We start from the raw sequence: 18,383 nt of genomic DNA, 5'->3' as shown, positions 1-18,383 counted from the left end.
ATATGTTTAAGTTGCCTCCGCTTTTATACCAGGGATCTGTAAAAAATGTTCGCGGCTTGGTGAGTGATGATTCATTGGTGTTTGAATACTCCGACCGCTATTCGGTTTTTGATTGGGGTGAGATGCCGGATCAGATTGCAAATAAAGGGGCCGCATTAAATTTAATGGGTTTTGCTTTTTTTCAGTATCTAGAAAAACAAATCGGCCTTAAGCACCATATGCTTGGGCTGGTGGGTTCTGGGGTTACCAATTGCTGCCGGGTAAAAAACATTAAAGTGGTGCGGCCAGTAAAAGAAGTTGCCGGTTATAACTATAAACCCTATCAGGACCGTTTGGTAAATGTGTTAGTCCCTCTTGAGGTTATTTTTCGTTTAGGTTTAGCCCGTGGCAATTCGCTATCAAAAAGATTTAATGCCAATCCTGAGTTGGTCAAACAATTTGGCTTAACCTCAGTTCCTGAAGAGGGAGGAATGTTAGAAAAGCCACTCATTGATTTTTCAACGAAGCTTGAAAATGGCGATCGTTATTTATCGTATTCTGAAGCGCAGGCAATTGCGGGAATGAGTGATGGTGAATTGCAAAAGCTTATCTCTCAGGCGACCGCGATTGCCATTGTTTTACAAGACTTTCATCAAAAAATGGGTCTAGAGCTTTGGGATGGTAAGGTTGAATTCGCCTTCATTCAGGGGGGGGGCGGGCTGGATCGTGATTTTATGCTGGTTGACTCGATCGGCATCGATGAGCTTCGTTTGCTTAACCAAGGGCGCAGCCTTTCAAAAGAGTTTTTACGCGAAGTCTATAGGGGGACTGAATGGTTCAATGCTTTAACTGCGGCGAAAGAAGAAGCCGCGCACACAGGTCTAGACTTTAAAGAAATCTGCACAACGAAGTATAAGCAGTGGCCAATAAAGCTTTCGCTTCAAAATAAACAAAAAGCTGAAGATCTCTACCAGGGCTATTGTAACTCGGTTTTTGCCACTTTGAATTTACCGCTGCCATTTTCTCCGCAGCTAAATGTTAAAGCTTACATGGAGAAGTATTTATGAAAATTTTAATTGTTGGTTCGGGTGGCCGTGAACATGCTTTAGCCTGGAAAATCTTGCACTCTCCCAAAGTTCGGCAAGTATTTGTTGCTCCGGGTAACGGAGGGATGTTTCATAAACTTCCAAATCTGACACCGGTGAATATAAAAGCCACCGATGTTGAAGGATTATTGCATTTTGCACTTAAAGAAAAAATTGATTTAACGGTGGTAGGTCCTGAAAATTGTTTAAGTTTGGGCCTGCAAGATCTGTTTAAAGCCAACAACCTAAAAGTGTTCGGCCCTTCAAAATCAGCGGCGCAATTAGAATCTTCAAAGACATTTGCCAAAGAGATCATGGCAGCTAGCCATGTTCCGACAGCTGCCTATAAATCGTTTAAAACTTTTCAGGCCGCGTCTGAGTTTATTGAACGTACGCCTTGGACTCAGATGGTCGTTAAAGCCGATGGCTTAGCAGCGGGTAAAGGTGTCGTTGTTTGTCCTGATAAAACGAGCGCTTTTAAAGCCGTAAACGATTTTATGGTGAATGATATTCTCGGATTCAAAGTGCGGGATCTGTTGATTGAAGAATTTTTAGTTGGTCCAGAAGTTTCAGTATTCGCGCTAAGTGATGGTAATAATGTAACTTTCTTAGGTACAGCCAGTGATCACAAACGTTTGCGGGATAATGATCAGGGGCCTAATACCGGCGGCATGGGTGTGATTTCGCCGTCGCCGTATTGGGCACCCGCTGACCATGACTATGTGATGAATAAAATCATCAAACCGGTGATCGCCGAAATGAACAAACGCGGCACACCTTTTACCGGAGTTCTATTTGCAGGGTTAATGAAAACGCCTCACGGTTATAAAACTTTAGAATTTAACGTTCGCTTTGGTGATCCGGAAACGCAGGCGCTGATGACCTTGATTGATGATGATATCGTTCCACTTTTTTTAGCCTGTGCCGAAGGTGTGTTACATAATACTTCTGTAGCGATGAAAAATGAAAAGGCGATTCATGTGGTGATGGCCGCTCACGGTTACCCGGGCACTGAGGGGATTCCGGTTCGCAGTGGCGATGAAATCACTTTACCGGTTGAATTAGCAACAAAGATCTTTTTTGCCGGCGTAAATCGTTCTGACTCTCAGTTAACGACTGCCGGCGGCCGGGTCTTAGGGTTAACTGCAGTAGCTGATACTTTCGAAAAAGCGCGCGAAAAAGCTTACGCGGATATCGCTAAAATTAAATTTGCCGGAGCCCAGTTTAGAACTGATATCGGTGCTTCTCTTAAGGCACGAGGTATCGAGCGTGGGTAACCATAAAGCTAAGATCGTCATTCTAGCGTCAGGCAGCGGTTCAAATGCTGAAAGCATTATTCGCTATTCTCAGGCTCATGATTCGTACCATGTGGCGGCGGTGATCAGTGATCAATCAGAAGCTTTGGTTTTAAGCCGCGCAAAAAATCTCAACGTCGAAACTCTGACCGTGGTTAAAGTAAAAGATGAAACTAAAGCCAGCTTTGAACAGCGTCTGGTGCAAGCGATCAACAAATACCAGCCGGATTGGGTAGTGCTGGCCGGATTTATGAGGCTGTTATCCAAAGATTTTTTACAGAATTTTTACGACCATAAAATCGAACAATTTAAAGTTGTAAATATTCACCCCTCACTGCTGCCACTGTTTCCGGGTAAAGAAGCCTACGAGCAGGCGTTTAAATCCGGAATGCAGGAGTATGGCTGTACAATTCATTTTGTCGACGAAGGAATGGATACCGGCAAGATGATCTACCAGGAGCGCTTAAAAAAGATTGAAGGCGAAGACTTTGCATCCTTTAAAGCCCGTGGCCTTGCACTGGAGAACAGAATTTATCCCATCATTTTAGAAAAGTTAACTAATGAGTTTTTGTTGAAATAGGAGACTGCGTTTTGAAAACGACTTATAGATTTGAAATTTACCCGAACCAGCACCAATCGACTGAGATGAGTTTATCCGAGCTTAAACTTGCGGAGTGGTTTGCCAAATACTGCAACATAAAGTTCGATAAAGTATTTAAAGTAAATTACTTTTTATTAGAATCAAATGCACCGATTACAGAAATCGGCACTTATGCAAAAACCATTCTGACAGACTCGGTTACCGAAGTCTTGTTTTCATCCGAGTCAAAAAATATGGACCTGATTGCTTATCTGGCAAAACGCGGATTTACTGACCCTGTGTTATGCGACATCAGCTTTAAACCGGGAGTTACGGACAACTCGGCGCAGGCGGTGTTAGAGGCATTCAAACTGATTCCTGATCTAAAAAAATACGATTTAAATGTGGCTTCGGGCGAATGCTATTTTATGCAAAGTTCTGCTGCTTTAACTGATACAGACTTTGAAAAATACACTTTTGAAAAACTGGCCAATCAACTATTACAAAAAGTCAGCGTAAGCCGTAAAGAGGCCTTGGCGAACAATTTACGAATGCAGGCGCCAAAGATCGTCGAAGTGATTTCTACATCTCATGAAGCGGCGGTGATTGATTTAAACCAAGATGATCAGGCGTTGTTAAAGATAAATGCCGATAACTGCTGGGCTTTAACCTTAGAAGAAATGCATTTTGTGCGTGAATACTTTAAAACTCTAGGTCGTAATCCGACTGATGTTGAGATGGAAGTCATCGCGCAAAGCTGGTCAGAACACTGTAAACATAAAATATTTGCCAGCCACATTGATTACACTGAAGGTGAACTGCCAAGCCACATGAAAAAACTTGGTAACTTTGAAGTAAAAAGTATATTTAAAACGTTTATCCGTGGCGCTACAGAAAAGATCAGAGCTGATCGTAATCTAGATTGGCTGGTCTCTGTTTTTCACGATAATGCAGGTATTGTTCGTTTTGATAAAAATGTTGATGTCTGTATTAAGGTTGAAACGCATAACTCGCCATCGGCACTTGATCCTTACGGCGGTGCGCTGACTGGTATATTAGGGGTAAACCGAGATATCTTAGGCTGCGGCCAGGGCGCAAAACCCATCGCTAACACAAACGTCTTTTGTCTGGCCGAAGATTCATTCTTTAAAGAGCATAAGATTACCCTTCACCCTAAACTTAAAAACCCGGATCGTATCGCAGAAGGTGTTCATCTAGGGGTGCAGGACGGCGGAAATAAGTCAGGGATTCCGACGGTCAATGGCGCTTTCGTGTACGATCATGATTTCGTCGGAAAACCCCTGGTGTTCTGCGGAACGGTTGGGGTTTTACCGCAATCTGAAAATAGTCAATCGACTGCAGAAAAAAGGCAAAGAGCCGGTGACTATATCGTCATGTCAGGTGGTAAGATCGGTAAAGACGGTATCCATGGTGCGACCTTCAGCTCGATGGAATTAAACGAAAATGCGCCAGCATCGGTTGTGCAAATCGGTGACCCGATTACACAAAAGCGTCTGGGCGATTTTTTAGTTGAAGCCAGAGGCTTAAACTTATTTTCAAGTGTGACAGATAACGGGGCAGGAGGGTTAAGTTCTTCAATCGGTGAGATGGCGACTTACACAAACGGGGCCATTGTTGATTTGGACCGCGCGCCGACAAAGTATCCGGGTCTTTCGCCATTTGAATTAATGGTGAGTGAATCACAAGAGCGCATGACTTTTGCTGTGCCAAAAGAAAAGATTCACCAGTTTTTACAATTATCAGAAAAGCGCAATGTCCTTTCGTCGGTGATCGGCGAGTTTACAAACCAGGGGCAGCTTCTCGTGCGCTATCAGGGAAAAACCGTAGCTGATCTGAATTTACATTTCTTACACGAGTCGCTTCAGCCAATGCAGTTAAAGGCGCATATTGATACGGCTTCGGTTGAGGCGTCTAAAAGATCACACTGGTTAAGCGGAAGGATTAAAGAAGCGAAGAAGCCAGCGTCAGCAAAAGATCAATTACTCATGTTATTAGCTTCTGCCAATATCAGGTCGCATGAACACCTGGTGCGACGCTATGATCATGAAGTTAAAGCAGCCACTTTGGTCAAACCATTTACCGGCACGGAAGAAATAGGCCGTCATGCTCCTACCGATGCAGGTGTAATCTGGCTCTATCCCCACGGTGGTGAACAGGATAATGCCATTTCTATTTCTTGCGGGATCGCGCCGCAAGTGAGTCATTATGATGCTTACGAGATGGCTGTGCATGCGCTTGATGAAGCGGTAAGAAACGGCGTCTGCGTCGGAGCTGATCCGTCTGAGATGGTTTTAGTCGACAATTACTGCTGGCCTGATCCAATCACACAAAGTAAAAACCCCGACGGTGCTTACAAGCTTGCGCAGTTAGTTCGTACTTCAAAAGCGATTTACGATTTAAGCACTGATTACGGAATGCCGTTTGTCAGCGGTAAAGACTCGATGAAAAACGACTTCATGGCTGATGATGTTAAGATTTCGGTTCTGCCGACTTTACTTGTGACCGCTATGGGGCGCGTTCGCTCCTTAAGCCATGTTACGACCAGCGAAGCGAAAGCTGCAGGCGATCTGGTTTACTTACTGGGGCCTGAGCAATTAACAGATTTTAAAAAGCAATTAGAGCTGTATAAGTCTTTATATAAGGCTATCACTTCTGGATTTGTGAAAAGTGCACACGATGTATCAGAAGGTGGGCTGGCCGTGGCATTGGCTGAAAAAATCATGGCCACAGGTCTTGGCATGGAAATCAGCACTTCGCTTGATCTTTTTAAAGAAAGTGCCGGTCGTATTGTTGTAACGATCGAGAAAACTAAGCAAAAAGAATTTGAAGGGTTGTTTGCTGCACACTGTATCTGCTTAGGAGCAGTAACGGATTCTAGTCAGCTAGATATCAAAAATAGACTTACGGTTTTAAATTCAGAAAGTTTAACGGCGTACCGTGTAAAAGCAAAAGGAGTTATCTAATGCCTAAGAAAGTAAAAGTGCTTATTCTTACCGGCGATGGTATTAACTGCGAAACAGAAACCGCCTTAGCTTTTGCGCCCTATGGCTGCGAAACAAAGATCATGCATATTCAGGATTTAATCGATCAGCCAGGGCAATTAGGTCAGTATCAAATCTTAGCACTGCCTGGAGGATTTTCTTTCGGAGATGAAATCGGCTCGGGCCAGATTTTAGCGTTAAAACTGAAATACTCATTAGGTGTAGCGCTGACTGAATTTATTAACCAGAGAAAATTGATTATCGGCATCTGTAACGGCTTTCAGGTGCTAGTGCGCTTAGGCTTACTGCCAAAACCATTTACCGAAAGACAAATGACCTTAACTCACAACCGCCAAGGACATTTTATTAACAAATGGGTAAGTTTAAAAGTTCCTGAATCAAAATGTATCTGGACTAAGTCATTACAAGGAAAAGAAATCCAGCTTCCGATCCGTCACGGTGAGGGAAAAATCACTTTTGCCGGGGATCAGAAAACGCAACATAATACTTTTTTGGCGCTTAATTCTAACGGACAAATCGCTTTATCATACACAGAAGATGTGAATGGATCTTACCAGCAGATTGCAGGTGTTACCGATCCGACAGGCTGTATCTTAGGTTTGATGCCGCATCCAGAGGCTGCGACCTCAAACTGGCTCTTACCAGACGGTACAGCTAAAAAATCAGGACATGCCTTCGGATCACATTTTTTTATGAACGCAGTAAAGCACTGTGAGGAGTTTTTATTATGAGAACAGAAAATCTAGGCATCAAAAGAGCACTAATCAGTGTTTCAGATAAAAACGGCATTGATAAAATTGCTAAGTTTTTGTTTGAATACAAAGTTGAATTAATCTCAACTGGCGGAACTAAAAAATACTTAGAAGAGTTAGGTCTTCCGGTAACAAGCGTTGAATCGCTGACTGGCAATCCAGAGGCTTTCGGTGGAAGAATGAAGTCCATCAGCTTTCAGATTTCTTCAGGATTGTTATTTCGCAGATACCATGACCAGGATTTACAAGAGTCAAAAGAATTAAATATTAAACCGATTGATTTAGTGATCTGCAATCTGTACCCGTTTGAAAAATATATGAATCAAAACTCGCCCGAGGATGTGTTGATTGAAAACATCGACATCGGCGGGCCCTTGATGTTACGGGCGGCAGCCAAAAACTACGAATCAGTCACGGTATTATCAGGTGCCGGTGAGTACGTAAACTTTATGACTCACTTTATAGAAAACAAAGCGGGCACTAGCTTTGAGTTTAGAAGGGCGCAAGCTGTAAAGACATTTGTCCGTATCGCTGAGTATGATCAGGCGATTGCAACCGAATTAACGAAGAACTATCTTCCGGAAATGAATAAGATCTTACGCTACGGCGAAAATCCTCATCAAAGTGCAAGTTTAATGCTTAAAAACAACACGGATTCGCAGATCACTTTAGCAAAGGCTGAGATCATCCAGGGTAAAGAATTATCCTATAATAACTGGGTTGATGCCGACAGTGCCTGGCGTGCAATGAGTGATGTAGCGCACGCCGCACCCGATAAGTTTGTTACTGCTGTTGTTAAACACGCAAACCCATGCGGATTGGCTGCGACAACTGAGAGTTTTGATTCGTTAATGGAAGCCTGGAACGGTGATAACATCTCGGCCTTTGGCGGCATAATCGCCTGTTCTTATAAAGTTGAAGTTAAACACGCCGAATTTTTAACACAGAATTTCATCGAAGTTTTAATAGCGCCGGATTTCACAGCGGAAGCTTTAGAGTTATTTTCAAGAAAGAAAAACGTAAGACTTTTAAAAACGCCGCTGCGCGAATTTAAACAAAAAGAAACCATGATGCGTTCTATTTCAGGCGGTCTATTGCTACAGGACGAGGATGAAAGATGTTTTAAAACTGAAGTTACAAAGCTTGTGACTGAAAAATCACTGCCTCCAAATCAGCAGGAGTTGCTCGATTTTGGCGTTCTGGCGTGTAAACATCTGAAATCAAACGGCATTGCTTTAGTTGCTAAAACCGCAAACGGCTTTGCAGTGGTGGGAACAGGCATGGGACAGCCAAACCGTTTAGATTCATTGCGTTTGCTTGCGGTTCACCGCGCCAAAATGAAAAACATCCCGATGGATCAGGTGTTGATGATCTCGGATGCATTTTTTCCGTTTGCGGATTCAGTCGATGTTTGTCACGAAGTAGGGATTAAAGCCATCGTGCAACCGGGCGGAAGCATCCGCGATAACGAAGTTATAGATGCCTGCAATAAATACGGTATCGCCATGGTGATGACCGGTGTACGACACTTTAGACACTAGGCCGCGCGTACGTGCCTAAAAAGAAAGAGAAGCTTAATTATGAGTATTTCATATAAAGACAGTGGTGTAGATATCGAAAAAGCTGATCTGTTTGTAAATAAAATTTCACAAATGGTAAAATCGACCTACAACCAAAGCGTTCAGAGCGGGGTAGGGGGCTTTTGTGCTCTCTATAGAATGGATCAAGAGCGATTCTTAGCATCGAGTACTGATGGGGTAGGGACGAAGCTAAAGCTTGCCATCGAACTTGATAAACATGACACCATCGGTATCGATTTAGTTGCGATGTGTGTAAATGATCTGATCTGCTCTGGCGCAAAGCCTTTGTTCTTTTTGGATTATTTTGCCAGCAGTAAATTGAACTTAAAAACCTCAGAAAAGATCATCGCAGGAATCGTAGAAGGTTGTTTGCAGTCTAAAATGGTTTTGATCGGCGGTGAAACCGCAGAGATGCCGGGCATGTACCAAGAAGGTGATTACGATTTGGCAGGTTTTTCGGTCGGAGAAGTATTTACGCACAACCTGGTTGATGGCAAAAAAATTAAAGCTGGTGATACGCTCGTGGCCATACAAAGTTCGGGTTTTCATTCAAACGGCTACTCGTTGGTTAGAAAAGTGATATCTGAAGTTGCAAGTAAACAGCTCTCTGCATCTGATCTGGTCCAGCTTAAAAATGACTGCTTAACGCCGACTCGGATTTATGTAAACAGTGTTTTACATTTACTGAGCAAATTTAAAGATCATATCAAAGGGCTTGCCAATATCACCGGTTCTGGATTTTTAAATATTCCGCGCATGAACGAAGCTTTCGATTACGAGGTCTCTCAAACTGCAGAACTTCCGGCCTTTATGCAGACGGTATGTGCGATGAGTGGTTTATCTGAATTAGAGCTGCACAAAACATTTAACATGGGTGTCGGTTTTGTGGTGGCGACTGATCGGCCCGAGGCTGTCATAAAGACTTTGCACGAAATGGGTGAAAAATCTTTTGTTTTAGGCACGGTAAAGCAAGGCTCAGGAAAAGTCCTTTTAAAGGGTGCCGAAATTATCTAGAAATACAAACCGCCCACGGGCAAGGTGTGAAGTTCTATTTTTAGATCTTCAAAAGCGCGGCGGTTATTTTCGATAAAGCTTTGCGTGGTTTCAAAGTGCATTCCACTGTGTTCGCTAAATTTTCGCGTCACCGGAAGACGAAGGTAGTTCATTGGCATGCCGACAACGACATCGCTACCGAATGCTAAAAGAGGTCCGCCACTGTTACCGCCGTAGACTGAGCAGTTATGTAATTTTTTAACCGCATAAGCCTTGATGTCTTTTGCATATTTTTTGGCTGCAGCGACTTCAGGATCAACCGCCTGAGGCCTGATTGGATCAGCCTGAACGTGCGGAGCCTGAGGCAGACTTTTCTTCGCCCCTAAGAATTCCAGTTCTTCTTTGGTTAACTCCTGCATGGCTGAACGATTAGTTGATAAAACCTGACATTTTTCTGATACAGTTATCTGGCCTCTGCGCTCTTCGTCGCCCGGATAACCGATCAACTTAAGATTGGTGCCTGCGGCCGGAACACTGTCGGCCAAGGTTAAAAATTTTATGCTTTTTCTAACGGCCTCGGGATTGATAAAGCGCGCTTCGATGATCACGAAATCACTCTTATCATGGGTAATTAACACGCTTTCGCAAAACCCTTTGTGGTTGCCGCTGGCTGTTGTGATGTGCACACCTTTGTCATTGCAGTATTTTTCAAAATTATATTTAGCACAGTGCTGGGCAGTGGCGATAAAAAATCGCTCATTGATGTTTTTAACAAAATAGCCGGTACAACGACCGGATTTTGAACCTAAGTTGGTCTGAATCTTCACGATCCCTAGCTTTTCGACATCAACGGCATCGCGGCGCAACGAATTTTCAAACATCGACGTTTGGATAAAGCCAGCTTTTGGTGAAGCATAAGTTAATACAGGTAAAAGCATTAAAAAAGTGAGTGTTTTGATCATGCTCTACGGTAAAGCAAGTGAGTTGCCAACTGAGCTGCAATAGGCCGCTTTAATCAGGGAATTAAACCGTAAGGTAACATTTTAGGCTGACAGAAGTGGTTTTAAGCATATTGTCTCACACTGAGACGATGTGCTTTATAGGTACAGACGGGTTACGCGCTCAAGTGAGTTTTTATATTTTGAAAACGAGCCGCGCTCGAGTTCAAAAACACGTATTAGATCTAAATACCACAGTGGCACACGACTTTCGCATTTCAGCTCTAAGATAGCCAGGCTCTCTTGGCTTGCGCCATCATCAAAAATTAAGGAAGAATCATAGCTTAGCATCTCGCGCGGGTTTGGCCAGAGGTTAAACTCATGTTCTTCTTTGCACTTAAGATCAACATCAAAAGTAATGCGTACGTAATCTTCGACGTTAGATAAAAAAGCCCGTCTGCGGTACTGGGTTAAGACCTGCGGGCGTACATTGTAGATCTGGGCATAGCTTAAGAATTTTTCCAGATTTTTTTTTGATCCCATATCTACGTCTTCAGGTTTGTAAGTTCCTTCGAGGACAGACTGGATATTTGCGGTTTTAACATTGGCGCGGCTTTTTTTAACAAAGTCTGCGGTTTTTTCTTTGATTTCGAAAAAATACGGAGGCTTCGGCTCATCTCCATACGAGCGTATGCGCATATTCTGGCGCTTTGGATTTACGCCGTCAGAAAAATGATAAAAAGTGTGTGACGGCGAGTCCAGGTAGAGCGAGTTGATGGTATAAAAGCTGTCTGGCGAAATCTGCGAATAATAGTCCATATCGCAGTATGCTTTTACATACTCAGAGATCGGATCGACTAAACGGTAAGGGATCAAATACTTGATCTCGTAGCGTTCAAAGAACAGCGGTGAAACGCCGGCTTGGTTATCTGACATACTTTTTAAGCTCCGCCAAAGTTAATGGGCGTTCAGATTCGTACATCAAGGTCAAAATTTTATCTAAGATCGAGGTTTTTAGAGAAATCAGCTTTGCATTTTTGTCGAACTTATTTTTTTGCATACTTTGAATAGTCTGCAGATCAATGACATTATATATATTCTTTTTATTATTTAAAAATTTATCTTCTTTAAAGCTGGTTTTCTGTAGCTGCTGCACCAGTTCAATATCATTCTTTAAAGTCTCTTTGATGTTTTTAAGCTCATTGGTTCGTGTCTGCGCACTGGTTCTTTCGGTCAACAGCTTTCGCTGTAAATTGTAACGGTCCGAGTAGTACAGTGTCTGGTCTTCGCGCAAAAAGTTTAAATTAAATACGGCCTTTAACCCGAAAGCAGCTTCGTTGTTGGCTTTTTCATAATCTTTTTCGTAGATCACTTCAAAACCGTCAAAGATCGCACTGTCTTCGGCACGTTTAAACTCGTACTCGGCCATAGCTAATTTTGAATACAAATCGTAGGCTTTAGCTGACTGAGTGGTTAAGTAGTTGGTACTGAAAGAATCAATCAGCTGATGAATGTTTTTAACATTTAAGACCGCTTCTTCCGGAACCTGCTCCCAGTTTAGTTTCATTTGCTGCAGCAGCGGTACTAATTCGTTTTTTTGTTCATTCAGCTCAAGGCCCATGATTTGTTTTTCTTCGTCCTGGGCGATGATTTTTAAGACCGTATTTACATCGGCATTTGAGTTTTCGTACGTAGCGGTCAATGAATCACGAAAACGGCTCATCCATTTGTTGTATTCGGCAAACTGTTTTTGTTTTTGCTTAACATCAAGTGCCTGGATGTAGCTACGGATATTATTGAGATCTGTTTCAGAGTTTACAAACTGACTGTTTAGGCTGCGAAAACGCGAGTCAATTTCTTTAACCTTGCTCCACTTGCGGTACTCATCAAAGCCATACAGCTTAAATTGCAGAGTGTATTCGTACTTTTGTCCTTCGAGATCTTTATTAGCAACGCTTAGCTGCGCATCTTTAAATGGTGACTGAAAACCAGATGCCTGAATCGCAACGAAACATAATGCTAGTAAGGTTAGATTAGTGTGCTTCATTGATAAAATAGTACGGTTCGTTTTTACCTTCATCGAAAACGCCTAAAATTTCATTTTTAAAGCCGATGGCGATCCCTTCAAGCTGGTTTACCGGAAACGTCTTTAATAGCTTTAAACGATCTGTTTTTAACTGATCTGTTTTCCACAGAGCTGAGCAGTTGCCTTTGCTGCAAGTCGTAGACAGGTAGTAGCTGCCATCTGCATAGACCAGGTCACTTAAGCCCATAGTGTTTTTTTCGTCGGTCTCGCTTCGGCCGGTAAAATTAAGCTTTGCTTCCAGAGAAACCTGCTGGCTGTAAAAATATTTATGGGTAAAAATGTAGTCTTTGTTACTTAAGCGCAGCACATAGCTTTCAGCATTCGCGGTGTGAGGGGCTTTTAGAGCCAATAAAATATCGTTTCCGATTAACGTCATACCTTCAATATCAAGATCGCCGTTTTTACTGCTGCCGTTTTGTATGGTTTGGCCAAGCTGTTTTAGTTCTGCATCTGCCGATTTTGCCAGAGCGTTTAATAATAACGGACGCAGTTCAAAACTGGCTACTGCCGTTAAATCCAGACCATCGCGCTTAACTTTAACCATTAAACTTCGGTGTGCTTTAACATCACCACTTGAATTACGCGACTGGGATGAGAGAAGGTAGATAAAATTCTCATCTTGGGCGATCGATTCAATATCCATGATTTCAGGTAAGTTTTTTATTTTAAGTAAGGCGTTATCAACGCTTCCGTCACGGTTCATTAAAAACAGTAGCGGTGAGTGCGTGGCATTGGTGTCATCGCTGATCACGAGATATTTGTTTAAATCGTTTAACCAGATGGCACCAGAGGGCTCAAGTTTAGTCTGTTCGTAAATGGCTGATCCGATTTCCATTTTCTTAAGCGAAAAATGGCTTGATTGTTCAAAATTTGGAAGTATCTCAAATTTTGAGGCTTTCGCCATAGCCATAAAGCTAAAAAGTGGTTTCGACGGGTCAACGATCACTTTTTCACCGATTAAAAATTGATTATGTTCACTCAGCTCTAAAGTTACTTCGCGGCCATAGGCAACAACGTTTTGATACTTTAATAAACGCAATGGCATCTCAACCGTTCTGCGACCGATACTTTTAATCACCGCAGTGGTGGTTACATCGTTTCTTGCGGCCGAACGGACTTTGACCTGTTGGCCTTCGACTAACGACACATCCATGCCTTCATTAATAAAGCCGGTTACAAAAGTCGGCGAGCTGTTGGCCAGAGACATCAGTGTAACAAAAGCATCGACTTTTTCGCCGACTTTAAAGTTAATCTGTCCGACGACGCCATCAGCAGGCGAAAACACATAGAGATTTTTTTTCTTTTTCTCAAGGTAGTCTTTTTCTTTAACCAGATCATCATATTCAGACTGTAATGGGTCCATAAAAACGCCGGCATTTTTTGCAGGCTTGGCTTTTGGCATAATGCGGCCGATCTGCTTGCGTAAAGTGATCTCGGACTGAAGGCGGTTCATTCTAAAATCCACATCACGGATACGGGTATTTAACTCAGACTGATCAAGTTCCAAAATCAGATCGCCTTTGCGTACATTCTGCCCCTGGATGACATGCACGCGCTTAACTTCAACCGGATATTCAAAATTGATCTGCAGCTCTTTTGAATCAGCGATTCCTAAAAAGCCGATGCGCTCAACCCGGATTGAATTATAAAGCACGGCGCAGATCACCAGCGCGCCGATGAGGGAAGCGATCAGAACATTATGGTTTTTACTGGTTATTTGTTTCATAGCACTCACCCTATAAATCCACGACAGTTTCTTGCATCATCACATTGACGGCTTTGGCAGTAGGAAGCTTTTGCACCTGCACAACCAGATCATGTGATGTTTTGCCGGGTTTAAATTTAATTTGATATGTGTAATCGACGCGGTCACCTTGAGCTACTTCGCGCACATTGAGCAGATAAAACTGTTGGCAATGTTCAGATAGCAGTTTTTCTAAAGCCCGAACGTCATCACCGGTTTTATCCAGGTTTAAGCGCAATAATCCGTCAAAGTAGGTTTCGTTGGCAAACGGCGTTTTGTGAAGAATGACAGCGACAATCGCAAAAGCCAGCGTACCAAATACCGCAATAATGTAAGAATGCGCTCCGGCGGCCAAACCCAATGCCAGCGAGGCAAAGATAAAAAACATATCGCGTGGGTCTTTGATGTTAGTTCTAAAACGCAGTAGTGAGACTGCGCCCATCATGCCGATACCGCGGGCTACGTTATCCCCGATGGCCTGCATGGCGATGGCCGTTACGATCGGGCTTAGAATTAAAGAATGAATAAAATTACGCGAATACGAGAGCCCGCGGAAGGTTTTGATGTAGGTGTAAGCTATCGTACATCCCATGACAAAGGATAAACAGAATGCGAAAAGAATTGAAAATTCACTGACGTGGGTTGCGGTTGAATTTAATACTCCGAAATCAAACATGGGCCTGCCTCAGAAATCGTTAGTTTTCTGTTAGTTTTTTTCTGAACTCATGTTTTCGCAGATAAACGGTGTTCTATAAATTAAAATACGCTTATGTGGAATTCATTTCACGGGTGTACAAAAGTTTGTCACCCGGATTATTGCAGCAAAGCTTTAGTTAGCGAGATCGCTCACGGTGGCCATCGCGGTGTCCGTGATTGCCCCGGTGTCCGCCGTCCTGATGGCCTTGGCGGGACTCGGTCGCAATGGTTTCACGTACAACAACGACTTTGATCTGACCTGGGTATTGCATTTCATCTTCAATGGTCTTGGCGATCTTTTCAGCGATCTGTAAGGCTCCTAGATCGTCAACCTGGCGTGAGTTAACCAGTACACGGCACTCGCGTCCGCCATTTAAGACAAACACATCGGTAACGCCTTGAAAACGCTTTGAGATCTCCTGCAGACCGGTCACTTTTTGTGTATACGTTTCCATTGTTGAACGACGAGCGCCTGGGCGTCCGCCCGAGATTGCATCGGCTGCGATAACTAAGAAATCCATATCGGCCTCCGGCTGTACATCGTAGTGATGGGCGCGTACGGCATGTACGACTTCCGGGTCTTCGCCGCGGGCTTCGATAAAATCAGCGCCGATTACGGCATGTGAACCGTCGAATTGATGATCCAGGGCTTTACCTAAATCATGCAGTAAGCCGGCTCGCTTAGACTTTTTAATATCAGCTTTAATTTCTGCAGCCAAAAGTGAAGCAAACCAGCCCACCTCAGCACAGTGAAAGTATTGGTTCTGGGTGTATGAATAACGGTAGCGTAACGAACCCATGACCTGGCGAATTTCAGGGTGGATATTCTGCATACCCAGTTCTTTTGCCTGTAAGTCGCCGTCTTTTTTGATTTGTTTTAATAGTTCATTTTTTAAGTTTTCGCCGGTTTTACGGATGTGCTCGGCCGGCAGCGGCTTGTTGTGTTTTTCTGCGTCTTTAAAGATTTTTTCAAACAAGCGGCGGGTCAGTTCACGGCGAACAGGATCGTAACCAATGACCTGAATATTTAGTAATCTTTCTGGATCTGGATTTTCATCGATAAAAATATCACAGCCGGTAACTTCTTCAACCGCTGCAATATTTTCTTTTAAAGCGTGGCAAAAGTGAGCGCGGATTTTTTCATCTGGAAAATAGCTCGAAGCGATATTTCTTTCCGTGCTCATTTCTTTGGTGAAGCGGTCAATACATAAACCCAAGATACGTTTGGCTTTTTGTTCGGCAAACTCTTTATGCTCTTCTTCGGCAAAATTAATGTAATTTTCAAAATCTTGGTTAGCTTCAGTAATCAGCTGGGTGGTGATGTCGCGGATAACATCTGCTTCTTTAAGTTGGGTTTTATTCTGCAACTGAGTCTGATAATTCTGTTTTAGCTGGTTTAGTTTTTCGACAAATACCTGAAATGATTTTTGCTGGTCAGCAAGGCGCATAGATAGATCACGTAAGTCGGTTTCCAGTTTAAAAAGACTCGCACGGTTTGTCTTATCGGTTTCTTCGTGTGATTTTTTACGTTCGGCGATCTGTTGTTCTAGATCAGAACAGCGTCCTTCCATCAGTAAATGCGCTTCTTCGACTTTACCCCAGGCCGTCAGTTCGATTTCCTGGACGACTTCGTTGCGTTCGTCTTCTTCTAACTGAAACTGATCCTGCGCTTCTTTAACGATATCGGCGGCTTCTTCTTTGGCTTCTTTAAGCACCATGCGCTGAACCGCACGTGAAATGGCAAAAATACTTATGCCACCAACGGTTAAGCCAATAATAAAATTGATAATAACATCTAAACTCATAATTATATCTGTCCTTGTACTTCAGCCTCAACCATTGATTCATGGTCAGTAGCGGTCGGCTGATCTAAATATTTTAATTTTTGTAAAATAACTAATGTGAATAAACCAGCACCGATGGCCATGTAGCCAACAGCGGGGTAATTTAATAAACGACCGTCTTTAGGATCGATCGAGACGATAAGGCCTGCAATGTATGAGCCGGCGGCCATGGCTAAAGACTGTAAACAGCTGAGAAGGCTCATAAAAGTTCCGCGCTGTTGTGATGAAACTGCCGCTGAGACCAGAGCCTGGGCCGGAATCATGCGAGATCCTGCTGAAATAAAAAACAGGCTGGCAACCAGCAAGACAACCCAAAGGCTGTCTTTACCCTGGTGGGTCACTAAAAAAATCGGCAGTATTGAAAATAAAATCGAATAAAGATAAATCTTGGCTTTACCGTATTTGTCGGACATGCGACCGACAATCGGCGCACTGAAGAATGAGCAAATACCGCCGATCAAGTAGATTAAGGTCAGCTGTTGTTCGCTTAACCCTGCATTCACCACTTGCGAAGTTGCGATAAATGGAATGATGCTGAAATGCGAAAACATCACAAAAAACATAAAGACCAATGAAATTCTTTGCACTGGTGATTGCAACACCGCAAATACCGGTGCCCAGAAAGTCGGGCGCGGGACATTGGGAATAGATTTTTCGGTAAGATGGCTATTAACACTCGGAACGTAACGGTAAATACCAACTAAAATAATTACACACAGAAGGGCTAAAAAGATAAACGGCGCATACCATTCGAAAGATTGTGAAAGAAAGATTGAAAACGGTACGCCAAAAATCGAAGCTGCGGAAAATGCCGTCGCTAAAAATCCCATCGCCATGCCCCGGCGTTTGTAATCGATCAGGTCGGAAGTAATGGATAAGATGATTGAATTCATCACGCCACCGAAAAAACCGGTAAGCGCACGCGCAACCAATAAAGTGTGATAATCGCGGGCAATTCCGCAAAATATCGTAGCTAAGGTAAAGCCGGTAAATAACCACAGCAGACTTTTTTTGCGGTCAAAACGATCCATATAGAATGAAGCTAAAAAACCGGAAAGGCCCGCAAAGAAGGTGTAGCTTGAAACCAAAAGACTGAACTGCTGGGCTTGAATATCAAATAGGCGCATCAATTGTGTACCCATCGGCATGATAATCATGAAGTCCACAATGTGGTTAAATTGAACAAAAGCTAAAACTGTTAATATCTTTTTCTCTAAGCTGGTAAACACAATCCTTAAAGTCTATCTTTTGAGAGTAGTCTCTTAAAGGTTTTCTTTTGTGAACGTCCTGCGTTATGTGGTACAAAATAAGAATGTGGTTAAAAATATTATCAACAGCAAAAAAAGCCGTAATTAGTTTCATCGTTTTCTTTTTTCTTTTCTGGGTGTTTATCTGGAATTTTTCATTTGTATTTAAATCGAAAGTTGTCGGTGAAGTGCAAAAAATTGAGCAGGTCGCGCCACAGGCCGTGATCACCAATGACCAGCCCTTTAATGCGCAGGTGTTCTCGTTTTCAGTTGCGATTAAAGATCTACGTACAAACGAAATTCATATGGCTTCGAGTGAAGACCGCAAGTGGGGCGCTGTACAAGCAGGCAATTGTGTGGTGGCTGCGTTTTTTCCGTACGAGCCATGGCGCTTGTCAAAAGGTATGACTGACAGAAATGCCCGTTTACTGCAAAACTTCACCAATTGTGCCGATATTCCGAGCCAAGAAGGCTTCTTAAGCTGGTTAAAATTTTTCTTTTTACTGTAAGTCTAAAGTGAGTAGTGGCGCTGGCTGATTAA

The 18,383-nt window shown here is 43.0% G+C and carries 15 protein-coding genes; 8 read left to right on the top strand and 7 right to left on the bottom strand.

Annotated features, from left to right (window positions below; all coding sequences use genetic code 11):
* The first annotated feature begins 2 nt into the window (after positions 1-2).
* From AC04MM_RS09105 to purM, 7 genes are read left to right on the top strand one after another with little or no spacing between them, the layout of a single operon-like run.
* A complete protein-coding gene (locus AC04MM_RS09105; RefSeq protein ID WP_475380035.1) occupies positions 3-1,046 on the top strand; it encodes a phosphoribosylaminoimidazolesuccinocarboxamide synthase in 1,044 nt (347 codons plus the stop codon).
* Positions 1,043-2,341 (top strand): phosphoribosylamine--glycine ligase, encoded by a 1,299-nt coding sequence (gene purD, locus AC04MM_RS09100; RefSeq protein ID WP_475380034.1) that lies wholly within the window; start codon positions 1,043-1,045, stop codon positions 2,339-2,341. Before AC04MM_RS09105 ends, purD begins: the two co-directional genes overlap by 4 nt.
* Positions 2,334-2,939 (top strand): phosphoribosylglycinamide formyltransferase, encoded by a 606-nt coding sequence (gene purN, locus AC04MM_RS09095; RefSeq protein WP_475380033.1) that lies wholly within the window; start codon positions 2,334-2,336, stop codon positions 2,937-2,939. The genes purD and purN overlap by 8 nt, the downstream gene beginning before the upstream one ends.
* Positions 2,940-2,950: 11 nt before the next feature.
* Positions 2,951-5,923 carry a phosphoribosylformylglycinamidine synthase subunit PurL gene (locus AC04MM_RS09090; RefSeq protein ID WP_475380032.1) on the top strand — a complete coding sequence of 991 codons (2,973 nt, stop codon included), beginning with the start codon at positions 2,951-2,953 and terminating at the stop codon, positions 5,921-5,923.
* Positions 5,923-6,693 carry a phosphoribosylformylglycinamidine synthase subunit PurQ gene (locus AC04MM_RS09085; protein WP_475380031.1) on the top strand — a complete coding sequence of 257 codons (771 nt, stop codon included), beginning with the start codon at positions 5,923-5,925 and terminating at the stop codon, positions 6,691-6,693. The genes AC04MM_RS09090 and AC04MM_RS09085 overlap by 1 nt, the downstream gene beginning before the upstream one ends.
* On the top strand, positions 6,690-8,255 hold the full coding sequence (gene purH / locus AC04MM_RS09080) for a bifunctional phosphoribosylaminoimidazolecarboxamide formyltransferase/IMP cyclohydrolase (RefSeq protein WP_475380030.1): 1,566 nt from the start codon (positions 6,690-6,692) through the stop codon (positions 8,253-8,255). Before AC04MM_RS09085 ends, purH begins: the two co-directional genes overlap by 4 nt.
* Positions 8,256-8,294: 39 nt before the next feature.
* Entirely contained in the window at positions 8,295-9,308 is a 1,014-nt protein-coding gene (purM, locus tag AC04MM_RS09075; RefSeq protein ID WP_475380029.1) for a phosphoribosylformylglycinamidine cyclo-ligase, read from the top strand.
* Here purM and AC04MM_RS09070 read toward each other — a convergent pair.
* From AC04MM_RS09070 to AC04MM_RS09040, 7 genes are all read right to left on the bottom strand, one after another.
* Positions 9,305-10,249: a trypsin-like peptidase domain-containing protein gene (locus tag AC04MM_RS09070; RefSeq protein ID WP_475380028.1), complete on the bottom strand. Its 945-nt coding sequence runs from the start codon at positions 10,247-10,249 to the stop codon at positions 9,305-9,307. The genes purM and AC04MM_RS09070 overlap by 4 nt on opposite strands.
* 135 nt (positions 10,250-10,384) lie before the next feature.
* Entirely contained in the window at positions 10,385-11,161 is a 777-nt protein-coding gene (locus AC04MM_RS09065) for a VTC domain-containing protein (RefSeq protein WP_475380027.1), read from the bottom strand.
* Positions 11,151-12,305, bottom strand: a complete 1,155-nt coding sequence (locus tag AC04MM_RS09060) for a hypothetical protein (RefSeq protein ID WP_475380026.1) — start codon at positions 12,303-12,305, stop codon at positions 11,151-11,153. Before AC04MM_RS09060 ends, AC04MM_RS09065 begins: the two co-directional genes overlap by 11 nt.
* Positions 12,259-14,037, bottom strand: coding sequence for an HlyD family secretion protein (locus tag AC04MM_RS09055; protein ID WP_475380025.1), 1,779 nt, complete (start codon positions 14,035-14,037; stop codon positions 12,259-12,261). Before AC04MM_RS09055 ends, AC04MM_RS09060 begins: the two co-directional genes overlap by 47 nt.
* Before the next feature lie 10 nt (positions 14,038-14,047).
* Positions 14,048-14,647, bottom strand: coding sequence for a DUF4956 domain-containing protein (locus tag AC04MM_RS09050; RefSeq protein ID WP_475380024.1), 600 nt, complete (start codon positions 14,645-14,647; stop codon positions 14,048-14,050).
* Positions 14,648-14,888: 241 nt separating this feature from the next.
* The gene (locus AC04MM_RS09045; protein WP_475380023.1) at positions 14,889-16,556 is read right to left on the bottom strand and encodes an Rnase Y domain-containing protein; all 1,668 of its coding nucleotides are present in this window, start codon (positions 16,554-16,556) and stop codon (positions 14,889-14,891) included.
* A 2-nt stretch (positions 16,557-16,558) separates the two neighbouring features.
* Positions 16,559-17,824, bottom strand: coding sequence for an MFS transporter (locus tag AC04MM_RS09040; RefSeq protein ID WP_475380022.1), 1,266 nt, complete (start codon positions 17,822-17,824; stop codon positions 16,559-16,561).
* Between the two features lie 83 nt (positions 17,825-17,907).
* Here AC04MM_RS09040 and AC04MM_RS09035 point away from each other — a divergent pair, with 83 nt between their 5' ends.
* Positions 17,908-18,351: a hypothetical protein gene (locus tag AC04MM_RS09035; protein WP_475380021.1), complete on the top strand. Its 444-nt coding sequence runs from the start codon at positions 17,908-17,910 to the stop codon at positions 18,349-18,351.
* Positions 18,352-18,383 lie beyond the last annotated feature (32 nt).

This window comes from Bdellovibrio sp. SBM16 (assembly GCF_056175625.1).
This window is presented reverse-complemented; position numbering and strand designations above follow the sequence as displayed.

What these genes read in the sequence shown, in the direction of transcription:
- AC04MM_RS09035 (WP_475380021.1), top strand. Translation starts at nt 17,908, where the DNA reads ATGTGGTTAAAAATATTATCAACAGCAAAAAAAGCCGTAATTAGTTTC.
- AC04MM_RS09050 (WP_475380024.1), bottom strand. Translation starts at nt 14,647, where the DNA reads ATGGGATGTACGATAGCTTACACCTACATCAAAACCTTCCGCGGGCTC.
- AC04MM_RS09085 (WP_475380031.1), top strand. Translation starts at nt 5,923, where the DNA reads ATGCCTAAGAAAGTAAAAGTGCTTATTCTTACCGGCGATGGTATTAAC.
- AC04MM_RS09055 (WP_475380025.1), bottom strand. Translation starts at nt 14,037, where the DNA reads ATGAAACAAATAACCAGTAAAAACCATAATGTTCTGATCGCTTCCCTC.
- AC04MM_RS09070 (WP_475380028.1), bottom strand. Translation starts at nt 10,249, where the DNA reads ATGATCAAAACACTCACTTTTTTAATGCTTTTACCTGTATTAACTTAT.
- purM (WP_475380029.1), top strand. Translation starts at nt 8,295, where the DNA reads ATGAGTATTTCATATAAAGACAGTGGTGTAGATATCGAAAAAGCTGAT.
- purD (WP_475380034.1), top strand. Translation starts at nt 1,043, where the DNA reads ATGAAAATTTTAATTGTTGGTTCGGGTGGCCGTGAACATGCTTTAGCC.
- purH (WP_475380030.1), top strand. Translation starts at nt 6,690, where the DNA reads ATGAGAACAGAAAATCTAGGCATCAAAAGAGCACTAATCAGTGTTTCA.
- AC04MM_RS09105 (WP_475380035.1), top strand. Translation starts at nt 3, where the DNA reads ATGTTTAAGTTGCCTCCGCTTTTATACCAGGGATCTGTAAAAAATGTT.
- AC04MM_RS09060 (WP_475380026.1), bottom strand. Translation starts at nt 12,305, where the DNA reads ATGAAGGTAAAAACGAACCGTACTATTTTATCAATGAAGCACACTAAT.
- AC04MM_RS09045 (WP_475380023.1), bottom strand. Translation starts at nt 16,556, where the DNA reads ATGAGTTTAGATGTTATTATCAATTTTATTATTGGCTTAACCGTTGGT.
- AC04MM_RS09065 (WP_475380027.1), bottom strand. Translation starts at nt 11,161, where the DNA reads ATGTCAGATAACCAAGCCGGCGTTTCACCGCTGTTCTTTGAACGCTAC.